This is a genomic window from Burkholderia sp. 567 (assembly GCF_040545115.1).
GTDB lineage: Bacteria > Pseudomonadota > Gammaproteobacteria > Burkholderiales > Burkholderiaceae > Burkholderia > Burkholderia ambifaria.
The window spans coordinates 535,977-557,459 of sequence record NZ_JBEPLG010000003.1 but is presented as its reverse complement, the minus strand read 5'-3'; the positions used below and the strand labels follow the sequence as shown (position 1 = coordinate 557,459).

The window sequence follows — 21,483 nt, the reverse complement described above, 5'->3', positions numbered from 1 at the left end:
GTATCGTTGCGTGCGCAACGAGTGTGGGGAGAAGCGGCTTCGTGCATCCGCGCTCGCCGCCTATGCGGTCCAGCATCATGCGTTCGCAGTGAACGGCGATGCGGCGTGAAATATCTGCGTTGACTATCATGCTCGGATCACGCGCCGCGATGGCGGGTCCAACTGAGCGGAGCCGGTCACGGCTGCGCGTTGGATGCGGGCGTCGCGTTACGATCGCGCGTATCGTCCACGCCGGCGTCGTTCACAGCCGGCTCATCGGCCGCGCGGCTACACCGTAGCGCAGTAGCGCGGCCACGTTCGGGAGAAGCGGTTCATGCTGCAGGCGTTCGCGGTCTTGCTGACCTTCCAGTGTCTCGGGGAAGGCGTGTCCTATTTGTTCGGCCTGCCGGTGCCGGGCCCCGTGATCGGCATGCTGCTGCTGTTCGGCTTCGTGATGCTGCGCCCGCAGGCGGCCGACGCGATCGAACCGACCGCGCTCGAACTGCTGCGCCATCTGTCGCTGCTGTTCGTGCCGGCCGGCGTCGGCATCATGGTGTCGGCCGACCGCGTGCGCGGCGATGCGCTCGCGGTCGTCGTCGCGCTGGCGGTCAGCACGTCGCTCGCGATCGCCGTGACGGCGCTCGTCACGCGCGCATTGCTGCGCCGCCAGCGGCGCGGGCACGGCGCGGCGGAGGGCACGCCATGACGGCCTTCCCGAAACTCGGCGCGATCTGGGTTTACCTCGCCGCGACCCCGCTGCTCGGCCTGACGATCACGCTGATCGCCTACCTGATTGCCCAGGCCGTCTATGCACGCGCACGCTTCAACCCGCTCGCGAACCCGGTGCTGATCGCGGTCGCGCTGATCGTCGTGCTGCTGACGATCACGCACACGCCGTATCCGACGTATTTCGAGGGCGCGCAGTTCGTCCACTTCCTGCTCGGCCCGGCGACCGTCGCGCTGGCGCTGCCGCTGTACCGCCAGTGGTCGAAGCTGCGGCGCGCCGCGGTGCCGCTGCTCGTCGGGCTGCTGGCGGGCTCGCTGACCGCGATCGTGTCGGCGGTCGGCATCGCCGCATTGTTCGGCGCGTCGCACCAGACGATCGCGTCGCTCGCGCCGAAATCCGCGACCACGCCGATCGCGATGGCCGTCGCTCAGGCGATCGGCGGGATTCCGTCGCTGACCGCGGTGCTGGTGATCTCGACGGGGATTTTCGGCGCCGTGTGCGCACGCGGGATCCTGAACGCGCTGCGTATCGAGGAGCCGGCCGTGCGCGGTTTCGCGCTCGGCGTCGCGTCGCACGGGATCGGCACCGCGCGCGCGTTCCAGGTCAGCGAGGAGGCCGGCGCGTTCGCGGGGCTCGGGATGGGGCTGAACGGCGTGCTGACCGCGTTCGTCGTGCCGATCCTGCTGCCGGTGTTGTCGCGCTGGATCTGAGCGGTGGCGCGCGCCGGCCGCGCGCGAGACTATCGGTTTCCCTGATGGCCGCGTGCGCCGCGCCGGCCGGCCGGGCCCCTGCCGCGCACGTATCGCTGCCGTTATCAGGAGAATTCAGGAACCGGCACGGACATTCGTGCGACGATCGGCTAACGTTGCATCGGCGCCGTCGTCGCACGCCGACACCCGTCGCGTGCGTGCCGGCGTTCGACCCACATCCAACAATCGACAAGGAGAACCGGCGATGACGAAGTTTCGCGTGGTTTCGGTGGCAGTGGCAGTAACGGCGTCGTTCGGTCTGCTGTTGACCGCGGCGCCGGCGGCATACGCGCAGGATCCGGCGTCCGTGCCGACGCAGAAGCAGCTCGACAAGGCGCAGAAGAAGGCCGCCCGCAAGGCAGCCCGCGCGCGCCATGCGAAGGACCTGAATGCGATCGGCACGGGCAGCGGCTACCGGCTGACCAACGACCAGAGCAACTACCCGCAGAACGCGGTGGAAAAGGCGCCCGCGACGAAGGCGGCGCCGGCTCCCGCTCCGGCTCCTGCAGCGCCCGCATCGGGCCAGTAACGGCCCGCGTTCGCGGCCGGTGTTCGCGCAATGACGAACGGCGCCGGTTCGAGCGGCGCCGTTCGTTCGTGTGCGTGCCGCGCGGGCGACACACGCCGCGGTCCGGGCGTGCCGGGGCCGGCGGCACCCGCGTTACGACGCGAGCTTCACGGCCAGTTCCGCGACGTGCTTGCCCTGGTAGCGCGCGATGTCGAGCTCGTTCGCGCTCGGCTGACGGCTGCCGTCCGCGCCCGCGAGCGTGGTCGCGCCGTACGGCGTGCCGCCCGTGATCTCGCTCATGTTGACGAGCCCGCTGCATGCGTAGGGCACGCCCACGATCACCATCCCCTGGTGCAGCAGCGTCGTGTGGAACGACGTGATGGTCGTTTCCTGGCCGCCGTGCTGCGTGCCGGTCGACGCGAACACGCTGCCGATCTTGCCGACGAGCGCGCCCTTCATCCACAGGCCGCCGGTCTGGTCGAGGAACGTGCGCATCTGGCCGGCCATGTTGCCGAAGCGGGTCGGCGTGCCGAAGATGATCGCGTCGTAGTTCGGGAGCTCGTCCACGGTGGCGACGGGCGCGGCCTGGTCGACCTTCACGCCGATGGCCTTCGCCTGGTCGACGGGGATGGTTTCCGGCACGCGCTTGAGCGTGACCTCGACGCCGGGCACCGATTTCGCGCCTTCCGCGACGTGCTGCGCCATCGTTTCGACGTGCCCGTAGGACGAGTAGTAAAGAACGAGTACCTTGGCCATGATGCGAATCTCCGATTGATAAGGTAAGGCCCCGCGGTCAGCGGGGCCTGGTTTTCCGAACGGGCGTCACGCCCACTCGGCCGTCACTTCGACCGGGCGCAGGTCGAATACCAGCACCTCGGCATCCTTGCCGTCGGCGAACGTGAGCGCCTGTTCGTCGCGGATACGTGCGCCGTCACCTTCGCCGAGCGTCACGCCGTTGACCGTCACGCTGCCACGTGCGACATGCACGTAGGCGAAGCGGCCCGGTGCCAGTTCGAGCGTGGCGCGCTCGTCGCCGTCGAACAGGCCCGCGTAGATCCGCGTGTCCTGGCGGATCTTCAGCGAACCGCCGTTACCGTCGGGCGACACGATCGGCGTGAGCCTGCCGCGCTTGTCGGCCTCCGCGACATTCGTCTGCTGATAGCGCGGCTCGGCACCCTTCTCGGACGGTCCGACCCAGATCTGCAGGAAGTGGACGGGCGTCTCGTGCGAGTGGTTGAACTCGCTGTGACGCACGCCGGTACCCGCGCTCATCAACTGGACGTCGCCCGGCACGATCACCGACCCGGTGCCCATCGAATCCTTGTGCTCCAGCGCACCGTCGAGCACGTACGACAGGATTTCCATGTCGCGGTGCGGGTGCGTGCCGAAGCCGCGGCCCGGTGCGACGCGGTCGTCGTTGATCACCAGCAGGTCGGAGAAGCCGACTTGCTTCGGATCGTAGTAGTTCGCGAACGAAAACGTGTGACGGGAGCTGAGCCAGCCATGTTCGGCGTGGCCACGTTGGTTTGCTGCACGAGTCTCGATCATGATTTTGTCCTGGAAGTCGCCGGACCTCGAAAGTGGGCCCGGCCGTTCGTTGAGATGAATCTTAGGTCAATCGATTTGACAAATAAATGGTTGTAGAGATAATGACTGTCACTTTCAGGTGGACAATATGGAACTCAACGACCTCAGGATCTTCGTGTCGACCGTCGATGCGGGCAGCTTCACGGCGGCGGCCGATCAACTGATGCTGTCCAAGCAATTCGTGAGCCGGCGCACGATGGCGCTGGAGGCGTCGCTCGGCGTGCGCCTCCTGCATCGCAATACGCGCAATCTCGCGGTCACGGAATCGGGGCAGGAGTTCTATGCGCGCGCGCAGCGGATCCTCGCCGAGGTCGCCGACGCCGAGCAGGCGATGTCGGTGCGCAGCACCGAACTGCATGGCTCGTTGAAGATCAGCGCGCCGCTGTCGTTCGGGATCACGCACGTGTCGCCGCTGATCGCCGAATTCCTGGCCGCGCATCCGGCCGTGCGGCTGAACCTCGACCTGACCGACCGGCGCGTCGATCTCATCGGCGAGGGCTTCGACCTCGTGCTGCGGATCGGCGCGCTCGAGGATTCGACGCTGATCGCCCGCCCGCTCGGTGCGTGGAAGATGATCGCGTGCGCGAGCCCCGCTTACCTGAAGCGGCAGGGCACGCCCGACACGCCGGCCGATCTCGCCGCGCACACGTGCCTGCTGTACGGCCGCGAGCGGCGCGTCGGCTGGGAATTCCGGATCGACGGCGCGGCGCGCACGTTCGACGTGCAGGGGCCGCTCGTCGCGAACAACGGCGAAGTCGTGCGCGACGCGGCGATCGCGGGGCTCGGCATCGCGCTGCTGCCGCATTTCATCGTCGGCGCGGCGCTCGACAGCGGCGCGCTCGTGCCGGTGCTCGACGCGTACGCGCCGTCGCCGATCACGCTGAACGCGGTGTTTCCGCAGCATCGGGAAGGGTTCGTCACGCTGCGCACGTTCATCGGGTTTCTGGCGGAGCGGCTGGGCGTGCGGAGGTAGAGGGCGGGGGGCGCGATTGATCGGCGGCGCGCATTCGCGTTAGGCTTCGACGGGGCCGACGGTCCGCAGGGCATGCCGGGCCGGGCGTTTTTACCTCGAATCGCAGCGAGCACGTAGCTTCTACTCGCTGCGATCCACGACGAGTCCAATGACAATGAAAAACCGATCGAATGCTCGCGCCGGCGAGCGAGGGCAAACCGTGATGCACGGCCGGCATGCGCGGCGCGCGAACCTGCGATCCGCGATGATATTGGCAGTACTGACGATCCCGCCGATGGCCGCGCACGCGGCCGGCTTCGACTGCACGAAAGCCGCTTCGCCGACCGAGAAGGCGATCTGCGCGGATCCTGCGCTGTCGTCGCTCGACGGCCAGCTGGCCGCGGCGTGGAAGAAGGCGCTTGCGAAAGGCGGCGATACGGCCGCGCTGAAGGCCGCGCAGTTGCAATGGCTGAAGCAACGCGACCGCTGCGGCGCCGGCGTGTTGTGCGTCGGCGATCGCTATCGCGAGCGGCTTGCGAGCCTGAACGGTGCGCCGCTTGCAGCCGACCGGTGGCAGCAGACGTGGTATCGCGACAGCGACACCCCGTCGTTCGGCGGCGTGCTGACGTTCACCGGCACGGCGCCGCGCCTGCACTTCGAACTGAGCGGCAACAACGGTGCGAATACCGGCGGGCTCAGCGGCGATATCGAACTGCACGGCGACCGCGGCACGTTTCGCCAGGATCAATGCCGGCTCGATTTCAGCCGCAAGGGTGGACGCATGCAGGTCGCACAGCAGGGCAGCGATGTCGATTGCGGCGCCGGTTCGGGCGTCACGTATTCGGGCGATTACGTGACGGCATCGAAGGCGCAGGCGCGTCCGCCGGCGGATCTCGTGACCCTGAAGGTGCTGACCGACGCGCGGCAGAACGCGGTCGCGCACAAGCTGCTCGGCGCCGACTATCAGACGCTCGTCGACATGATCAACGTCAGCGCGGACGAGAAGGATCTCGACGGCCTGAACGCCAGCGTGACGTCGTACTGGGTGCGTGGCATCGCGACGACGAACGCCGGGATCGTGATGCAACGGGGTACCGACCTGTGGATCGGGCTGCTCGTGTTCGATGCGCATGACAAGGTGCGGATGCGCTACTACTCGAACGTGCCGGCGTGGAAAAAGACGGTGCCGAAGACCATTCGCGCGTGGCACGACAAGCTCGACAAGACGCTGCCGATCGACGTGATGTGATTCGGCTGGACGGCGGCCCGATACACGTGTTGGCTGACTGTTGGTAAATCGAGCTTTTTATGGCTTTTCTTGCCCGTTCAGTTTTTTTGAGTGGCAATTGAATTTGTCCCGCGAAACATGTCATCGGCACCGGCAGAGGCATCCTGATCGGACGGCGGCGGATGGTGGCGGCAATATGACGGTGCGTCCGAAATCGTCATACTATTGCGCTCGAAATCCTTCTCCGGAGCTTTCTGCAATGTCCTCGCCCATCGACGTTCACTTCTTCCGCGTCCTTGCGGACAGCTACCAGCGACTGCTCGACAAGTCGCTCGTTCCCGCCGGGATGAGCACGTCCGAAGCCGCGACATGGCTGTACGAGGAAGCGCCTTTCGGGATACTCGCGCACGATGTAGCGGCAGATCCCGTGTTCGTCTATGGCAACAAGCGCGCGCAGGCCATTTTTGGATATGACTGGGAGGAGCTGACCGCACTACCTTCACGGTTCTCCGCGGAGCCGATGGAGCGGAGTGAACGCCAGTCGTTTCTCGAGCACGTCGCGCGAGACGGTTTCGTGTCGGGATATCGCGGGATACGCATCACCAAGTCCGGCACACGCTTCTGGATCGATCATGCGACGGTGTGGCAACTCACAGATTCCGCTGGGAATCACTGCGGTCAGGCAGCGATGATTCCGGAAGTGCGCGCCATTGGGTAGTTTCCGCGACGCTGAGGCGAGTGCCGAACCTTCGCCAGTGTGACGCCTGGATCCACGTGGGACACGGCCTTGCGCATTAACGTAACTAAGCAAGCTGAAGACACGGTTTTCGTCATATGAATTCGCGCCGAATCATCTATATTGAGCGTTCGGCAATCGAGGGCCGAGTCTTCTCCGCGCTCGCATTGGAAAAGAGCCCACGTCCGCGGCGGAGCGTGTTGCGGATCACTGATCATTACGAGGAGTGGCAAGCATGGGATCGTCTCTGCAGGGCATTGCGTTCAGGTCGGTGTACAACAAAAAGTGGATATCGCTGGTTACTAGCTTCTACGGTCGAGATTGTTACGTGGCGTGCAAGGACACACCGGATGCGTTCTGCATGTTCACCATGAATCCGACGATGGGGGTATTTAGCGATGTGAAGGGCAACTGGATCATGCAAAGCCCGGACGATCCGACGAAATTGATCCCATATTCAGCCGTTGAGCCGCCGGATGACAATACCCTCAATCACGCGCGCTTCTTGTTTACCAAGACCGCGCTTGGCCAGGGCACCCAGGTATCGATTGTTACGCTGGATAAGGCCAGGACGTGGGTGGTCGACGACAACGGCACCGACCAAGGCGTGCTGAGCCTGGCCACCGCTTATACGTTGGATTACGTCGGTGACGAAGTCGCCGGCAAACTGACGTTCGAGTACTGGGACAGCGTGCTTTCGCCGTGGCCGCCCGCCTGAGGGCGATCGGGCCGCCAGACTGCCGCTCGCCCACACTGCCGGAGTGACGCAGTCGCGGCGCGCGGAGCCGGCCGGCTAGCGGCCAGCACCGTAGTGCTAGCGTCGCGAAGCCGTGCTGCGAAATAGCCCGTACCACCTACGGTCACGTATCTCACAACCCGGCTTCCGCCGGGTTTTTCATGGTCGACGCCGGCTGGCACTCAGGGGGCCCGGAAATGCTGCATGTGATAACGCCTCTTGGCAGATCCATCGATGCCGTGGGACCCGTGGGCGATACCAAAATTTGGTATATGGTGATGCCACCATGAGGAGGTGCACGATGGCACGGAACACTTCAATCTCGCTGGGAGACCACCTCACGCAGTTTGTCGACATGCAGGTCGCGTCCGGTCGCTATGGCTCGGCCAGCGACGTGGTGCGGGCGGGGCTGCGCCTGCTCGAAACGCAGGAAACCGAGTTGCGGGCCCTCCAGGAGGCCTTGAAGGCCGGCGAGGCCTCGGGCGAGCCGACTGCCTTTGACAGCCAGGCGTTCTTGGAGCGGATGCGGAAAAAGCATGCCGATTGAGGCGCGTCTGGTGTGGCTGACGCCGCTGGCGAGGCCAATCTCGAGGACATCTGGGCCCACACCTTCGAACGCTGGTCGCTCGAGCAGGCTGAGCACTATGTGGGCGAGCTGGCCCTCGGCGTTCGAGCGTCTCGCGCGGCGCGAGTGGAGAGGCCGACCGAGTCGTGCGGGCAACGGCTATTGGCGCTACATGGTCGGTTCCCACGTGGTGTTCTATCGGGAAACGGCCGACAGCCTGGACGTGATTCGTGTATTGCATCAACGCATGGATGTGGACCGGCACCTGTAGAGGACGCCAACCTGCCACGGGCCGTGTCTTTTCAGCAAAACTCCCGTGCAGTCGTCGGCAGCGCCCCGAGGAGTTCGGTCCGATCGACGAGCTTGCCAGCAATCAGATGCCGCACTTTACCTTCGGCCTGCCATACGCCATAGACGGCGAGCGGCGCAGCGCCGAGCGCTTCCTTCCGAAACTTCTCCAGCAGACCGGGCCAGAATCACGTTGACCCTGCCCGTCTTGTCCTCGAGCGTCATCAACAGCACGCCGTTCGCCGTGCCCGGCCGCTGCCATACCGCGACCAGTCCGCAAACGCGCGAGCTGGCCGCTCCGCAACGGCTGCAGCTGCTCGGCCGACTGTAGGCGATCAAGAGCCAGCCGATCGCGCAGCGCGCCAGCGGATGCCGGTCGAGGGTAAAGCCCATCGCGCGACAGTCGGTGACAATCTCCTTGCCCTCCGATGCTTGCCGGCAGCGCCGGCACCGCGTCGTCGCGCTCGGTGCCGCGCAGCAGATTTGCCATGCCCCCGCGGTGGGCGTTTGGAAACAAAATATGATCTTGACTTGTTCGTAACTATTTGATTTTGTTGGGTTGGATAGGGTGTTGGACGACTTGCGACGTAATTGAATTTGTTCCGACAAGCATTCGGTTGAACGAAAAATTGCAAACAAAATCTGTTCCACGGGCCGTGGGGCCTTGCCGGATCCTAGTCTCGAACCAACGCTCTTCGCTATCGATGGCAGGTCGTGGATATTCTGCAGGTTGAAGATTCGAGGGTTAGGTTGGTAGCATCGGAATCTCTGCAGGAGTGCCAAAGCCGCAGCTATCTTGTGCGAGAACCGAGAATCTGTGGGACGGGATGCCTATATAGACACTCCGAGGATTTAAGTGATCGGTTCAGAACCGGAAGCCCAAGTTTGGGGACCGGTACTTTTGATGGGCAGCTCTACGTTGGGGCACTTGTTGCCGTCTCAGGCATGTCCATTGGAAGTGACTGCGGACGTGTTAGCACTGATGTCCGCCCACCCGAAAAGCGTCGTGTGCGGATCGCGTCGATTGTCCCGCTGGCCTATCTACGAATCGATCAAACTGCGTTGGGTAGGAGGGACTAGCACTTGCTTTTCTTGGGCAACCGTGTCAGGAGTTCTAGTGCCGCAAATGAAATGCCGCGTAAGCTCCGTCTGCGATCGAAACGTGACCAGCGACTCTGTTGCAGACGCGGCATGTATGGTTATCTTGGCGACGGCATTCAATCTCGGCCTAGCATGTATGATGTAGAGCAAGTGATGGGCAAAAGGTGACGATAAGTGACCCCGTATACATCAACGTGTTGTCTCGCGAGTACGGACGTACAATCTTAAGCGATGTACTGTCAGGAAAAGTTGTCCGTAAGCGACGTGCGTGTGCGAATACTGATTAGGGCACTTTCGAATTTTTGCCAGGTTCCATTTCGGTTCCTCTTGTAATAGAAATTTGAGGCGCCATTTATTGTTCCCGACAAGAAATCGACTTCATCCCAGCTACATCCAGTACCGAGCTTTTCAAGAATAGCATCTATGAATTTCCGAAATATCTGATCACGATAACGTGTGCTTGAGCTGGTACAAAACATCTCGACGGCGACTCGCCACTCTTCATCCGAGAGTGCCCAACCCATTTCACCTTTGGGAATATTTGTGCGTTTGAGTCGCGCTGTAGATTTGGGGGCATAGAGTTTCGGCGAATATTGAAAGATCAGTGGCTGTCGTCCGGCCCAGTCGAAAGGCTTCTCAAGTGCTTCAATCTCATGGAGCGAGATACTAACCGCGAACAATGTCGAGCCATATAGATTCCCGTGTATGTAAGTTATCGCTCGAATGTTCGGTAGGGTCAATGCGATCAACCCTTTGGTTGCAAGGGTATATACTGAATCCCACGCTACGCGAGCGCTCGGAAAGCAATATATCCATTGAAGAATCATCTTTTCAAAATCGAATTTTGAAGCCGGATTTAAAGATTTTGGTTGCGAAAATGTCTCGATGGTCACGCCATTGTCGCCAAATATCGGCGCGCAAATTGTTTCGAGCCCGGACGGACGAAACAGGAATCTAAATGATGACGAGGCTTGGCCAAAGATTTCTTTTATAACAACCAGGGCCGGAATCATTACTGTTATTCCGTTGATTTCGAAAGAGTAGATATGGTGATTTTCATTGTAATGTGATGGATTTTCTAGGGTTGATAGGTATGGAGTGCTATCGGCGCGCTTCCATTCTCTTAAATGTGTATTGACATTTATGCGGCATCGTTTATTGACAGGATGGGTGAGTTTCCAGGAGTCAGTCATATCTATGTTTGTGCGTAAGCCCGCTTCATCGATTATTTCGCCAAGAAGTTGATGGTTAATGCAGTGAACTTGGTTGAGCCACATTGATCTAATTCTCCCGTTGAAGGACTGATGTTGGTGGGTCGATGCAATAGTTGGAGATATAAAAAAGGCAATATCTTATTTTCACGGGGCCATCGCTTTTATCGTATCTTATGTGGGAGGTAAGACTGGTTGGGCGTAGGATTGTAGAAGCAGTCTCAAATATTAAAGTGGTTGGCTGTTCGATCAAGTCAATTGAGGTGGGTTTGAGATTTGGGAGATGTGGTGTGAACAGAACAATGAGGTGAGGCGACGATGCTGTGTTGCTCTTGAGGGGGCGCCGCAAATTAGTTCTTTACTATTTGCGTATATCGGGTTGAGGTTCTATTTCGCATTAGTGCTAATTGGCGCGACTATTTAAAAATATTCGTAGGAGGATGTGTTTTAATTGAGTTTGCGGTGCTGAGGTGTCGCCGCCAAGTAATATTAGTGGCCAAGCGGCGTCGGTTTCCCACCTGATGGGTGCGCCTATTTCATCTAGAAGCTGATTGCCGAAGAAGAATTTCATATCTCGAATAAAGCGCTGTCGATCGATAATGTGTCGACAAATATCGTAACCAAGTGCGTTGACAGTGTAATAATATTTGGAGCGATCTGAAAGGCATTCGTCGAAGCTCTTTTTTAGAGTGCGATCGGATTGTATCGAAATTTCTAAAAGTATTGACTGGCTCGCATGAAGTATTGCTATTTCGCTGACACGTATTTCTTGAGGTAAGAGATTCGACTGTGCGATTGTGTTGGATAAGAGTCGGATGGGGCAAACTTGAAGTGCTACGTGATGAATTGGGCAAATCGTAACGGCTGGGAGTGCATGAGAGACGTGCCAATAGCTTTCGCCAAATCTTCGCAATTCATCGATCTTGCAGCGTTCGCAGTAACGTCGAAGCTGCGATAGACTCGAACTTGGTGGGTAGAGACTCCGAAGCAGATTGATATGATTGGCGGGCGCCATCGTGCTGTAATGATTCTCCCATTTGTCCGTCTGTTGAAGGTCGAATGAAATGCGTGCATAGGGATAGATAGTGTGCCTCATCAGCAAGTCATAAGGCAGTGCCCCAATATACTCGGCGATGCCGGTAAGTATCGACGGAAGCAGGAATGAATACCTGCTTTCACCTTTATGGCAGCCCAAAATCAGATAGGTCAATTCGCGTAGGGTTAGGCCGAGATGGTGCGAGGCCCTAATCAATAGACTGCCAGTCAGCTCGTCGGGATAGAGGGTAGGGAAGTACATCATCAGTCGAGTTCGAGGATCCGATCCAATTCGCAGACGGCTCCCATAGCCTGGAGGTGACTGAATACTGTGCCACCATGCGTTGCCGCGTTTTGAAGCGCGTTTCGATAATCGTCAGGTGCAAGATTCGATTGCTCGTTGGTGCTGGCTGTGCGGCTTCTGCGGCGGGAGTTGACTGGTTGTGCGAGTTTGAGTGCAGCCTCCACTCCAGCGATGACGCCGGTCACTTTTCCTTCCAGTTCGACCGCCTTGGCAAGTGATAGTGCTCGATTTTCCTCGATTCCCGCCTCCATCAGGACGGTGACGATTCGGGGCACAAAGGAGGCGTCCCCAGGACGTGTCTCAGCGCCACGTTGGCGGACCCCCGCGTACGCCCTGAGCGTATCTTCCCGCAGAGATTCGTAAGTCGGGGCGCGGAGGTCGTGGTATTGATCAAGGGCTCGATCGTCGCCTCGACGCATTGCATCAAGCATCGGTTCGATCAGATTCAGTTCGCTGTCCATGATCGACGCGAATGTCTGCATACTGAATGTCTCGGTTCCATCGATCATGGCATGCCATTGAGCGCACACGAACAGCTTGATAGCAATGTCGGCGATACCCTGACTATAGTCGTAGAATAGTTCCGACCACTGGTCATTGAATGGGACGACGACGCGATTCCATTGAAACCGCCAGAGGCAAGTGGCGAATATTTCCCATTCCCCAGGGTCTTTGAGGCTACCACTGCGCACAAGTGGTCCCCACGCCGGAAAGCCGTGGCCAACGCTACGGCGGCCCTGCCGAAAATCGAGACCGAGAACTTGGATGGCTTGGCTAGTGCCAACGAAAACGATCGGTACACCTAGCTCGTTCGATGCTGAAACGAGAAGCGACATCAACGTGTTCTGGTTTGTTCCTGCATTCTTAAGGTTCTGAATTTCGTCGACTACAAGAACTCCGACAAAATTCATGTGCATAATGCGTGCACAATGATTGAGAAGGGTTTCGACGGACTGGCTTGTCCGGCGAAGATAAATTTCATAATATCGGCCGGATGGTACGAGTCGGTCGATTTTTCGCAGAATGGACATTGCCAGTCCTTTGGGGGAAATGCCATCATGAGGCGCTTGGATATGGACATAAGGAATTTGTGTAATGTTGTATTCGGGGTGATAAATTGACTCTGGGTATCGTGAAAATATTCGCTGAATCGTGGTGGTCTTTCCAGTGCCGGAAATGCCAATAATTGCCGACGATAACTGGGACTCCATGGGGAGTAACGTCGTCCTGGTAAACGCTTCCCCACGTTGTTGAGCTTCGTATAGTTTCTGGAACACTTTCGTGTGACCGACGGATCGAGGTACTCGCCCTACGTATCCGTTGCGAATCAACGCGTCAAACGCACGTGCAGTCTGGATATCGCGTTCGAATGGCATCTTGAAAGCGCTGAGACTTTCCACCATGAAAATTCGGTCGTAAGTTGGCCAATCACGTTGGAGTGGATCGAAATCCGGTAAATCAGTTAGTTGTTCTGATAGAATTTCGTCGTCACATGGAAGTGAAAGAGCACTGATTAGCGGATTGCCCTTGAATCGCGGGATATGCTGTTCCACGTATCGTGCTTCGACGGTGAGCGCGTTACTGTTTTGGGATTCCATCGATTTTCTCCTGAGCTCGCGCCAAGAGCATTTCTCGCAGTGATATATGTTGCTGAGGAGCTACCTCAGTTGCGGTGGCGTTGGTTGTACTGGGTTGATCGTTCTTCAAGGATTCTGTTGCGGAAGTCACGCGAGTTGCAATATTGACAACGTTCGAGGGAAGCTGATCAGCCGAAGGTGCAAGGTGGAGCATCGACGCCTCAGTACCCCGACGCGAAGTCTTTTCGGCATTTCTGGCCGCTGCGGCGTCTGCCTTTCGCCCAGATCGAGACATGCCATTTGATACAGCGCGAGTCGCTTCAACGGCGGGCTTGACGACTGAGTCTAGATGCTCAGCGAGTGCAAGTTCGGCTTGATCGGATGCGAACTTAAACGAAAAATTCAATCGATCCTTTGCGCTGAGAATGAACTTTACCTCGTCGAATGAATACCCTTGAAACATCTTGCTTGCACTGGCCAGCCGGCAGACAAATGACTGTTGCAAGTCGCTTGGGTTGTACACAATGATGTGATCGATCAGGCGTGGGTCGAACGAACACTGAACACGCATGGGTCCCTTGCGTTTGCGATTTAATGTGGAGACGAACCATTCGAGACGCCTTGCTTCATCGCAAACGTAGACACAATTTTGGAAGTGGATACCATTTTGATGAACGACAGCCTCGCCCCTGGGGAGCAGCTGCAGATGCAGGTAATCGAAGTCATAGCGTGACAATGTACCCATGTGCTTGATGACGTCGTCGTTCCAGATTTCGACAGGGATGGACGGGACGCCTCTGGTGACCATATCGGGCGTTGAGTTGTACCCTTTCATGACGCATCGATTGTGTTTGATGATGGCTGCAATAATCGCTGATGTAAACTCATCGAGCGTCAATGAAGCATCTTGAAAATATCGTTTGGCCCGTCGTTTTTTCGCGTTCAAGGGAGGCTCGTAGCCAGGGACACTTTCCTTGATGGAGGCATGCGTCAACATGAAGCCGCATTCAACAGTGCCTTTTCGGTGAGGAAGAAGACTTTGCGTGTTGGCGACGGTCGCGTGCATCCCGTCACATATCCGGTTGCTGTTGCGTGAGGCCATTTCACCAAGATCAGCCAGAAATTGTTGTGGAAATGCTTTGTCCGCAGGCCAATCCTCAGGATCGTAGTGGACACCGTATCGCGTGCAGAGCGCATTCTTGTCGGCTGAAATGGACAGGATGGCCATCATTGCGCCTGGCCACGACGCATTTTCGAGACCAACGTAGAAGCCAACGCATAACCGGCTTTTGCGATCATAGATGAGGTAAAGGGTGGGTTTGCCAATGATGAATCTGCGATCGCTCATTGCAACCAGAAATACGTCGGCAATCGTGGCGTCGATCTCGTACATGTGGCCTACACCAACACATTCTTCAAGGTGAGTTCCGAGAAGTGGTCCATGCTCTCGTTCATACTCCTTGTCTCCGAGCTTCTTCCTGATGATGGCTTCCTGCGTAAGCATTGCGTGCGCAATTCGCCGGAATTGGTGAATCGATGGACATTCGCCGTCCGGAAGCAGGAAGCGGTCGCCATTACCGTCGACAAACGTGTAGTGGTCTCGACGCATCCTCAAATAAGCGCCCGCGAGCGTCGTAACCTCCCCTTTCAAGTAGTGCTTCTTGACCGCATTGCGTACATAATCGATGTCTTTGGCAGTAACTTGATACACGACGTACTTGTTGTTCTTCGGTTTGCGCCCCCGTTTTGACGTACAGCCGGATTGGTTTCGGCCGATTTTTCCAAACTCAGGCACGAGCGCGAGAATGCTTTGACCTCCTACCCAGTAAGTTCGCAAGTACTTGCAGAGTGTTGTCTTTGAGTTCCCGAGTTCCTTGGCGCGGGTTTCGATGAGTGGTCCGCGTTCCTGCGGGTAGAAAATTTCCGGCTTGGAAAGCAGGGGGGCGATTGCGTCGAGGGATTCCTTGGCACGCTGTTTGGCCGCGTCTGAGTATTGCGAGAACGCTGGTTGCATGACCGTTCGCGCTGCTTTGCCTGATTTGTGTACCGGGCTGGTTGCTTCACCGAACTGCCGATAGCTTGGCCAAGCGAGGTCATCATCAAGCGCGATAACCCAACCTTCTCCAGGGGTGGAGCCTACGCTGATCACCCGATACTGCCGGCCATTCTTGTCGACGTAGATATCATTCGGAAGTAACAATTCTTTCTCCTTCTACGGATGAAAGTTGACTCGAAATTTCGAATGAAGAGCACTCCGTCAATCGCGCAACTCCGTGGTAACTGGATCCGGTAGCATCTATTCCGGCTGATGCGCGGGTATTCATGAATGTTCTCGTTCAGAAATGGTTACGATGCGCCAGCCTCACGTGTCTTACCGTGTGGTGTTGGACGCAAGAAGCTGAGCAGTGGCGCAGATGGCAGGTCGGGGTTGTTGATATCGCAGCGCAACGTCTTATCCCAGATCAATAATTTCGCTACGCGCAAACCAACTCCAGACTCGAGCCCATGGCGAACGTCGAACCCGGTGCAGTATTGACTGAGTGATATGTTGTGCCGAGCTGTACTGGATAGTTCGTGAGCCATTAGCTGCGCCTTCTCACGGAGATATTCAGGATACGGCTCGATCTCACCATCCATGAGAAAACCGCTCCGAATCCATTCGATATTGCGAATCTTGGCGATTGGCAATTTCGAATCGAAGATGAGATGGTGTGACACGCTTCTCCCCGTGCAGTACGCGCGAGCAATTTGTAGTTTCTCGATTGAACGCCTATCCTCTGCGATCCGAACTGTATTTACGTCGAAGGCTCGCAGAATACCCGTGCGGCGGCTCAACGTTAAGAAATTGAGGGTCATCACGGTGGGAACGTGTGTGCCGGAATAATGTGGATGGGTGATGCCTAGTGCCGCCGCGATCTGGAGCGTAACATCACGCTCCATTGGAAATTGCTCGTACAACTCATCGACGCTTTCGGAATATTCAAGAAGCAGGAATGTGTGCCACTCGATGTCAGACATAAGATGAATCGTGCGTCCGAATTTTGGACTATATGCGCGACGGATGCGCCCCCGTGACGGATAGTCCGCAGTCTTGATCCAGGATTTGTAGGCCGCTCCAGTTCCCTCGCCATAACCGGCTCGTTGTCGTTGTGCGATGAGGTCATCGGTCCACTTCTTGATTCCTCGGCTCATGCGCGACCCCTTTTGATCGGATGATGCCCACTGTGGCTGGTGGAGGATCTCGAGCGCACAACGGGTACGGTGTAGCACTATGCAGTTAACCGAACATCGATCGGATGGACCATATGATGTACTAAAAAAGTTTAGTTTGTATTCGGGTCCGTGGTTACTTCGGGTAAACACGTGTGGCTGATTGTTTGTGTGGTGAAGAAATAGTTCTCTGGAGGGATCAAATTCTTTTGAGGGATGACAAGTTGATTACGATTCGATGCAATAAAAAGGGAGTGATCTAACATGCGCATGTGAAATAACATGGACATGTTAGATTTTGACGGAATTAGAGATTAACAATTCGTTGCTTTGAGGGCGGAACTTGAGGAGGATGGATCGTGTTCGCGAACGAAAATCATGTGAACACGCTCCCTCAGACTATGCTTGCTGAATATGCGGCGAGCGCTAGAGGCGAGGTGGTGGACTCATCTGGTGAGTGAGAGCCGGATGGCACTGTTGAATCGTGTGCTCTGGATGAGCACCCGGCCACGATGAGCAATTTGCCTTGTTGGATGAGGGGGATTTCGGTAACACGGACATTAGTATCGCGCTGCCCAACATCGGCGACTCGGGCGAATCAACGCGGCGATTTCGTCTGCTCATGCAACTGTCACCTATGCGAACGTGCGTCGGCTTGCCGCGGTTCGCGCGTTTAAAAAAGCAGCAATCGTCACCATTCGTCGCACCGACTGCGTGGTGGTCTTGAGGTCGCTGATGTCAGTTTCGCAAGTGATTGCCGAAGGGACGACCGGCGGGACGATCCGATGCCGCGGGAGGGGGCGTGTCGGTGCGATGGTGTGCTCGTTTAGTCACACCAGTGGACGCTGCCGTTTTTCAGCCAGAAATGCGAGTGACACCCTCGTTGTCGAGCGCGATGCGTATGGCGACGGTCAACACCGCTGGCACGCCGGGTTGCTCGACCTGGCCAAGCGGTACGGCTTCCTGCCCAGGCTGTGCCGACTGTACCGTGCGCAGACCAAGGGCAAGGTCGAGCGATTCCACCGCTATCTGCGCGGCAATTTCTATGTGCCGCTGGCGAGCCAGCTCAAGCAATCCAGCTTGATGCTCGACGCCGTGACTGCGAACGTCGAGGTCAGTAAATGGCTGCGCGATGTGGCCAATCAGCGGGTGCATCCGGTTACAGGGCTGGCACCCGCGATTCTCCTGGAACAACGAGAACGGGCTTGCTTGCGCAATATGCCTGGCTACGCGGTGCTCCGATTGCCGGCTCGCGCCGTCGCTCGGCCACGTGTTGACCCTGCAATGTCGATCCGGCACCCGTTGTCCGTCTACCAGCAATTGCTGACCGTGGTGCGCGCATGAACCTGCAGCAGGAACGCATCGACGGGCACTGTCAGAGCCTGAAGCTCGAGGGGCTCATGCAACGCTACGTCGCTCTGGCGAGCGATGCCGCGGCCAAGCAATGGAGCTTCCTCGACTTCCTCGAGAACGCGCTCGCTCACGAACGAGAGATGAGGCAAGTTCGTTCGCGGCAAACACTGGTGCGCATGGCCGGGTTCCCCGCTATCCAGACGCTCGATGACTACGACTACAGCTTCGCCGTCGGGGCGCCGCGCAAGACGATCGACGAGCTTGCCACCCTGCGCTTCATTGAGCGGGGTGAGAACGTCGTGTTGCTAGGTCCGTCAGGCGTGGGCAAGACCCACCTCGCGATCGCCATCGGGTATGCCGCGACACAGGCGGGCATCAAGACGAAGTTCATCACGGCGGCGGATCTGATGCTGCAGCTCGAGGCTGCACGCAGACAGGAGCGATACGACGCCGTACTTCGGCACAACATTCTCGGCCCGAGGTTGCTCATCGTCGACGAGATCGGCTATCTACCGCTCTCGGGGGATCAGGCTAGCCACTTCTTCCAGATCGTCGCCAAGCGCTACGAGCGCGGGTCGATGATCCTGACCAGCAACCTTCTGTCGACACACAAAAAAGGTCGCACTTGGAAGAAGGAAGTGGAAATGTGCAAAAAAGACCACACCCCGCATTTCATTATGCGATAAATTGACGTAACTGATTGATATCAATACATTTTATGTCCTGCCGCGTTAGGAGGGCTTGAGAGTCGACAGGGACGTGCAAAAGTTGGCTGTCGAGAAAATTGATTAGGATTTCTACGTTAATGAACGCACTAAGTCGATGTGGCAAAGGAAAGCGATACCCTTTCATAGGGCTTTCTAATTGGGACAGAATCCACTCAATGCGAGCAGGTTGAATGACCTGGCGTTGGCGCTTCCCCCGCGGGTGACAGAAGGCGAAGGGCGAAGGGCGGAGGACAACGGTATCTGGTGCTGCTCTATGCTTTTCCAACACCGACGCAGCACGCCCACATAACGTTGCGTGTGGGGCATCTACAGGTGACCAGGAAGCTACGGCATGCCACGCCAATGCTAGGAAGAAGTGACACATGAACCGGATCTGGCCATGAACCTCGCCCCGGAATTTCAGAACCCAATACACCTGCGAGGGGTATCCACTGTCCGCTGGCTGGTATCAAACCCCAGACACCCAATGCGGTGCCTGCCCCCGACGAGCCCGACGACACCGCCGAAGCGAGGCATGCCTACCGGCTTGGCAGGGCAGAGATTCGCGCAGATGTGGCGGCGCCATTGCTAGTGCGGTGAAATCGCTAACCACATAAAGATCATCGTGGCCTGGCGTCAAGGGAGCTTGTCGCGATCGGTCGCTTTTTCGCGATGAAATATTGGCTTGATCGAATGCCTCTTCGGGGTCGCATTCGCCTTGGCAAATTGTCTAACCGCAGCCTCAAGCCTGGGAAACTACGTAGAAATCACACCCGCGGCGGAAAGCATTCAGAAGGGGACATTTTTTTATACTGCCTGACATTCCGATGCCAGCCGTCCGCGGCAGCTTCCCGATGCTCAGGAGCCTTTGATGCCACTCGACACAAGACAGTCTGTCCGCGCGCTGTTCTGTGCACTCGCGTTGTGCGCAGTGCCGGCCGGGTACGCGCAACCCATCCGGCTCATGATCGGCGGCGCGTCCAAGCTGATCTATCTGCCCGTGATCCTTGCGGATCAGCTCGGCTACTTCCGTAGGGAAGGGCTCGAAGTGCGCGTGATGTCGTCGCCCGCGGGCATCGATGTGTCCACCGAACTTGTGGCCGGCGCGATCGAAGGAGCGGTCGGCTACTACGATCACGTCATCGTGCTGCAGAGCCGCGGCATGGATGTGCAGTCGGTGGTTGTGCTCGGGCAATCGGCTGGCGTCGTCGAACTGGCGCGCGCAGCGAGCAACATGCAAACCATGGCTGGGGCGAGGGGCCGCAAGCTTGGCGTGACCGGCTTTGGTTCGTCGACGTATGTGTTGACGCGCTATCTCGCGAAGCATGCCGGCCTCGCCCCGGACGCTTATACGCTGGTGCCGCTCGCGACCGAAGCTGCATTCGAGCAGGGGATCACATCGGGCCGTATCGATGCGGGCATGACGGAGGAGCCGACTGCGACGCGTTTGTTGTCTCGCGGCGCGGCGCAGCCGCTCGTCGACCTGCGCAGCACAGCGGATACGCGCACGCAGCTCCGGGGCCCCTATGTCGGCGCGTGCGTCTATATGCGCCGCGAATGGATCGACGCCCATCCCGACGAGACTGCGCGTCTGGTGCGCGCCTTGCGGGCAGCCCTGCGCCTGATAAGAACGCACAACCCTGCCGAAATCGAAGCAGTCGTGCCTGCATCGCTCAAGGACGGAAACGCCGTGATTTACCGGAAAGCGCTGGGCGTCATGAAGCCCGCCTTCTCGCCCACCGGGCACATGCCTGCCGGTGCTCCGTCGACCGTGCTCGCGATCGTCGCCGACGTCGATGCCGATGTATCGCCGCAGCATGTCGATCTGACGCGCACATGGACCGACCGTTTCGTCGACGCCGCGCAATAACGCGCGCATCGCGCTCAAACTTCATCAAAAAAGGAGACATGCTCATGAGAGCCATCCAGATCCATGAATACGGCGGCCCCGAAGTGCTACGTCGAGTGGATATCGACGTGCCGAAGCCGGGAGTGGGCGAAGTACTGGTGCGTGTGGTCGCGGCCGGCATCAACTTCATGGACGTTCATACGCGACAGGGGAAGTACCGCGATTCGCGCACCTATCCCGTGCGGCTTCCGTGCACCCTCGGCATGGAGGGCGCGGGAGAGGTAGTGGGGGTGGGCACGGGTGTGGCGTCCGTGCGCACGGGTCATCGGGTCGCGTGGTGCATCGCCTGGGGCGCGTACGCCGAGTATGCAATCGTACCTGCCGCGCGGCTTGCACGCATCCCGGACGACGTTGCGTACGATCTCGCTGCAGCAGCAATCTTTCAGGGCTCCACCGCGCATTATCTGCTCGACGACGTCGCGAAGCTCGAACCCGGTATGAACTGCCTCGTCCATGCGGCCTCGGGCGGTATCGGCCAATTGCTGGTGCAATTGGCGAAGCGGCGCGGCGTCGAAGTGTTTGCAACGACAAGCACGGCGGACAAGGCCGCGATCGCGCGCGCGCGGGGCGCGGATCACGTACTGCTCTACGAGAACGGCGGCTTCGCGGATCGCATCCGCGAACTGACCGATGGTCGGGGAGTGGACGTGGTGTTTGATGCCGTCGGTAAGACCACTTTGCGCGATAGCTTCCGCGCGACCAGGGTGCGTGGACTGGTCGTCAACTACGGCTCGGTGACAGGCCCGATGCGCGACCTCGATCCGTACGAACTCGGCGAAGCCGGCTCGCTGTTCCTGACGCGCCCGCGTCTTGCCGATCATCTCGCCGATGCGATCACCGTGCAGCGCCGCGCCGACGACGTGTTCGCCGCCATCGGGCAGGGTGCATTACGCGTCGAAATCAACGGACGCTACACCCTGGACAACGTCGAGGAAGCGCATGCCGCCCTCGAGGAACGCCGCCAGTCGGGCAAGGCGGTGATGGACATCAGGTAGTACCCAACCAAGATCCACAGGACACA

18 protein-coding genes and 3 pseudogenes are annotated in these 21,483 nt (G+C 58.6%); 13 read left to right on the top strand and 8 right to left on the bottom strand.

The annotated features are described in order from the left end of the window. Window positions 1-313: 313 nt before the first annotated feature. The 3 genes from ABIC50_RS12970 to ABIC50_RS12960 all read left to right on the top strand — a co-directional run bounded on the left by ABIC50_RS12970 (window position 314) and on the right by ABIC50_RS12960 (window position 1,984). On the top strand, window positions 314-685 hold the full coding sequence (locus tag ABIC50_RS12970) for a CidA/LrgA family protein (RefSeq protein ID WP_011660952.1): 372 nt from the start codon (window positions 314-316) through the stop codon (window positions 683-685). Then, window positions 682-1,416: an LrgB family protein gene (locus ABIC50_RS12965; protein WP_012372191.1), complete on the top strand. Its 735-nt coding sequence runs from the start codon at window positions 682-684 to the stop codon at window positions 1,414-1,416. The genes ABIC50_RS12970 and ABIC50_RS12965 overlap by 4 nt, the downstream gene beginning before the upstream one ends. Window positions 1,417-1,660: 244 nt before the next feature. Then, the gene (locus ABIC50_RS12960) at window positions 1,661-1,984 is read left to right on the top strand and encodes a hypothetical protein (protein WP_354164268.1); all 324 of its coding nucleotides are present in this window, start codon (window positions 1,661-1,663) and stop codon (window positions 1,982-1,984) included. A 132-nt stretch (window positions 1,985-2,116) separates the two neighbouring features. Here the strand turns inward: ABIC50_RS12960 and wrbA are convergent, their stop codons facing one another. Together wrbA and ABIC50_RS12950 are read right to left on the bottom strand one after the other, a co-directional pair. After that, window positions 2,117-2,719: an NAD(P)H:quinone oxidoreductase gene (gene wrbA, locus ABIC50_RS12955; protein ID WP_354164265.1), complete on the bottom strand. Its 603-nt coding sequence runs from the start codon at window positions 2,717-2,719 to the stop codon at window positions 2,117-2,119. A gap of 66 nt (window positions 2,720-2,785) precedes the next feature. After that, window positions 2,786-3,511, bottom strand: a complete 726-nt coding sequence (locus ABIC50_RS12950) for a pirin family protein (RefSeq protein WP_006750591.1) — start codon at window positions 3,509-3,511, stop codon at window positions 2,786-2,788. Window positions 3,512-3,638: 127 nt separating this feature from the next. Between ABIC50_RS12950 and ABIC50_RS12945 the strand changes: the two genes are divergently transcribed. The 6 genes from ABIC50_RS12945 to ABIC50_RS12920 all read left to right on the top strand — a co-directional run bounded on the left by ABIC50_RS12945 (window position 3,639) and on the right by ABIC50_RS12920 (window position 8,038). Next, entirely contained in the window at window positions 3,639-4,523 is an 885-nt protein-coding gene (locus ABIC50_RS12945) for a LysR family transcriptional regulator (protein ID WP_126224182.1), read from the top strand. A 202-nt stretch (window positions 4,524-4,725) separates the two neighbouring features. Beyond that, the gene (locus ABIC50_RS12940; RefSeq protein ID WP_354164501.1) at window positions 4,726-5,751 is read left to right on the top strand and encodes a lysozyme inhibitor LprI family protein; all 1,026 of its coding nucleotides are present in this window, start codon (window positions 4,726-4,728) and stop codon (window positions 5,749-5,751) included. 238 nt (window positions 5,752-5,989) lie between these two features. After that, a complete protein-coding gene (locus tag ABIC50_RS12935) occupies window positions 5,990-6,448 on the top strand; it encodes an MEKHLA domain-containing protein (protein ID WP_354164262.1) in 459 nt (152 codons plus the stop codon). Between the two features lie 253 nt (window positions 6,449-6,701). Beyond that, a complete protein-coding gene (locus tag ABIC50_RS12930) occupies window positions 6,702-7,184 on the top strand; it encodes a hypothetical protein (RefSeq protein ID WP_354164259.1) in 483 nt (160 codons plus the stop codon). Between the two features lie 319 nt (window positions 7,185-7,503). Beyond that, window positions 7,504-7,749, top strand: coding sequence for a type II toxin-antitoxin system ParD family antitoxin (locus ABIC50_RS12925; RefSeq protein WP_165754271.1), 246 nt, complete (start codon window positions 7,504-7,506; stop codon window positions 7,747-7,749). Beyond that, the gene (locus ABIC50_RS12920) at window positions 7,739-8,038 is read left to right on the top strand and encodes a type II toxin-antitoxin system RelE/ParE family toxin (RefSeq protein ID WP_354164256.1); all 300 of its coding nucleotides are present in this window, start codon (window positions 7,739-7,741) and stop codon (window positions 8,036-8,038) included. Before ABIC50_RS12925 ends, ABIC50_RS12920 begins: the two co-directional genes overlap by 11 nt. Window positions 8,039-8,069: 31 nt before the next feature. On the opposite strand, the pseudogene ABIC50_RS12915 reads toward ABIC50_RS12920, so the two are convergent. From ABIC50_RS12915 to ABIC50_RS12890, 6 genes and pseudogenes are all read right to left on the bottom strand, one after another. Further along, window positions 8,070-8,539, bottom strand: a pseudogene (locus ABIC50_RS12915) (error-prone DNA polymerase); the annotation flags it as partial. Between the two features lie 856 nt (window positions 8,540-9,395). Beyond that, window positions 9,396-10,433, bottom strand: a complete 1,038-nt coding sequence (locus ABIC50_RS12910) for a hypothetical protein (RefSeq protein ID WP_354164253.1) — start codon at window positions 10,431-10,433, stop codon at window positions 9,396-9,398. Window positions 10,434-10,770: 337 nt separating this feature from the next. Continuing rightward, on the bottom strand, window positions 10,771-11,667 hold the full coding sequence (locus ABIC50_RS12905; protein ID WP_354164250.1) for a TniQ family protein: 897 nt from the start codon (window positions 11,665-11,667) through the stop codon (window positions 10,771-10,773). Continuing rightward, the gene (locus ABIC50_RS12900) at window positions 11,667-13,304 is read right to left on the bottom strand and encodes an AAA family ATPase (RefSeq protein WP_354164247.1); all 1,638 of its coding nucleotides are present in this window, start codon (window positions 13,302-13,304) and stop codon (window positions 11,667-11,669) included. The genes ABIC50_RS12905 and ABIC50_RS12900 overlap by 1 nt, the downstream gene beginning before the upstream one ends. Continuing rightward, entirely contained in the window at window positions 13,285-15,483 is a 2,199-nt protein-coding gene (locus ABIC50_RS12895; RefSeq protein WP_354164244.1) for a TnsB C-terminal domain-containing protein, read from the bottom strand. The genes ABIC50_RS12900 and ABIC50_RS12895 overlap by 20 nt, the downstream gene beginning before the upstream one ends. A 146-nt stretch (window positions 15,484-15,629) precedes the next feature. Continuing rightward, window positions 15,630-16,475 (bottom strand): TnsA endonuclease C-terminal domain-containing protein, encoded by an 846-nt coding sequence (locus ABIC50_RS12890; RefSeq protein WP_354164241.1) that lies wholly within the window; start codon window positions 16,473-16,475, stop codon window positions 15,630-15,632. Window positions 16,476-17,369: 894 nt separating this feature from the next. Between ABIC50_RS12890 and ABIC50_RS12885 the strand changes: the two are divergent. The 4 genes and pseudogenes from ABIC50_RS12885 to ABIC50_RS12870 form a co-directional block, all read left to right on the top strand. Next, window positions 17,370-17,837, top strand: a pseudogene (locus ABIC50_RS12885) (IS21 family transposase); the annotation flags it as partial. Further along, window positions 17,834-18,445, top strand: a pseudogene (istB, locus tag ABIC50_RS12880) (IS21-like element ISBcen13 family helper ATPase IstB); the annotation flags it as partial. The pseudogenes ABIC50_RS12885 and istB, both read left to right, overlap by 4 nt. 979 nt (window positions 18,446-19,424) lie before the next feature. Continuing rightward, window positions 19,425-20,423, top strand: a complete 999-nt coding sequence (locus ABIC50_RS12875; RefSeq protein WP_354164239.1) for an ABC transporter substrate-binding protein — start codon at window positions 19,425-19,427, stop codon at window positions 20,421-20,423. Between the two features lie 44 nt (window positions 20,424-20,467). Further along, entirely contained in the window at window positions 20,468-21,457 is a 990-nt protein-coding gene (locus ABIC50_RS12870; protein ID WP_354164236.1) for a quinone oxidoreductase family protein, read from the top strand. The last annotated feature ends 26 nt before the right edge of the window (window positions 21,458-21,483 follow it).

What these genes read in the sequence shown, in the direction of transcription:
- ABIC50_RS12935 (WP_354164262.1), top strand. Translation starts at nt 5,990, where the DNA reads ATGTCCTCGCCCATCGACGTTCACTTCTTCCGCGTCCTTGCGGACAGC.
- ABIC50_RS12910 (WP_354164253.1), bottom strand. Translation starts at nt 10,433, where the DNA reads ATGTGGCTCAACCAAGTTCACTGCATTAACCATCAACTTCTTGGCGAA.
- ABIC50_RS12945 (WP_126224182.1), top strand. Translation starts at nt 3,639, where the DNA reads ATGGAACTCAACGACCTCAGGATCTTCGTGTCGACCGTCGATGCGGGC.
- ABIC50_RS12875 (WP_354164239.1), top strand. Translation starts at nt 19,425, where the DNA reads ATGCCACTCGACACAAGACAGTCTGTCCGCGCGCTGTTCTGTGCACTC.
- ABIC50_RS12920 (WP_354164256.1), top strand. Translation starts at nt 7,739, where the DNA reads ATGCCGATTGAGGCGCGTCTGGTGTGGCTGACGCCGCTGGCGAGGCCA.
- ABIC50_RS12905 (WP_354164250.1), bottom strand. Translation starts at nt 11,667, where the DNA reads ATGATGTACTTCCCTACCCTCTATCCCGACGAGCTGACTGGCAGTCTA.
- ABIC50_RS12950 (WP_006750591.1), bottom strand. Translation starts at nt 3,511, where the DNA reads ATGATCGAGACTCGTGCAGCAAACCAACGTGGCCACGCCGAACATGGC.
- ABIC50_RS12970 (WP_011660952.1), top strand. Translation starts at nt 314, where the DNA reads ATGCTGCAGGCGTTCGCGGTCTTGCTGACCTTCCAGTGTCTCGGGGAA.
- ABIC50_RS12940 (WP_354164501.1), top strand. Translation starts at nt 4,726, where the DNA reads ATGCACGGCCGGCATGCGCGGCGCGCGAACCTGCGATCCGCGATGATA.
- ABIC50_RS12890 (WP_354164241.1), bottom strand. Translation starts at nt 16,475, where the DNA reads ATGAGCCGAGGAATCAAGAAGTGGACCGATGACCTCATCGCACAACGA.
- ABIC50_RS12965 (WP_012372191.1), top strand. Translation starts at nt 682, where the DNA reads ATGACGGCCTTCCCGAAACTCGGCGCGATCTGGGTTTACCTCGCCGCG.
- ABIC50_RS12870 (WP_354164236.1), top strand. Translation starts at nt 20,468, where the DNA reads ATGAGAGCCATCCAGATCCATGAATACGGCGGCCCCGAAGTGCTACGT.
- ABIC50_RS12930 (WP_354164259.1), top strand. Translation starts at nt 6,702, where the DNA reads ATGGGATCGTCTCTGCAGGGCATTGCGTTCAGGTCGGTGTACAACAAA.
- ABIC50_RS12925 (WP_165754271.1), top strand. Translation starts at nt 7,504, where the DNA reads ATGGCACGGAACACTTCAATCTCGCTGGGAGACCACCTCACGCAGTTT.
- ABIC50_RS12960 (WP_354164268.1), top strand. Translation starts at nt 1,661, where the DNA reads ATGACGAAGTTTCGCGTGGTTTCGGTGGCAGTGGCAGTAACGGCGTCG.
- ABIC50_RS12900 (WP_354164247.1), bottom strand. Translation starts at nt 13,304, where the DNA reads ATGGAATCCCAAAACAGTAACGCGCTCACCGTCGAAGCACGATACGTG.
- wrbA (WP_354164265.1), bottom strand. Translation starts at nt 2,719, where the DNA reads ATGGCCAAGGTACTCGTTCTTTACTACTCGTCCTACGGGCACGTCGAA.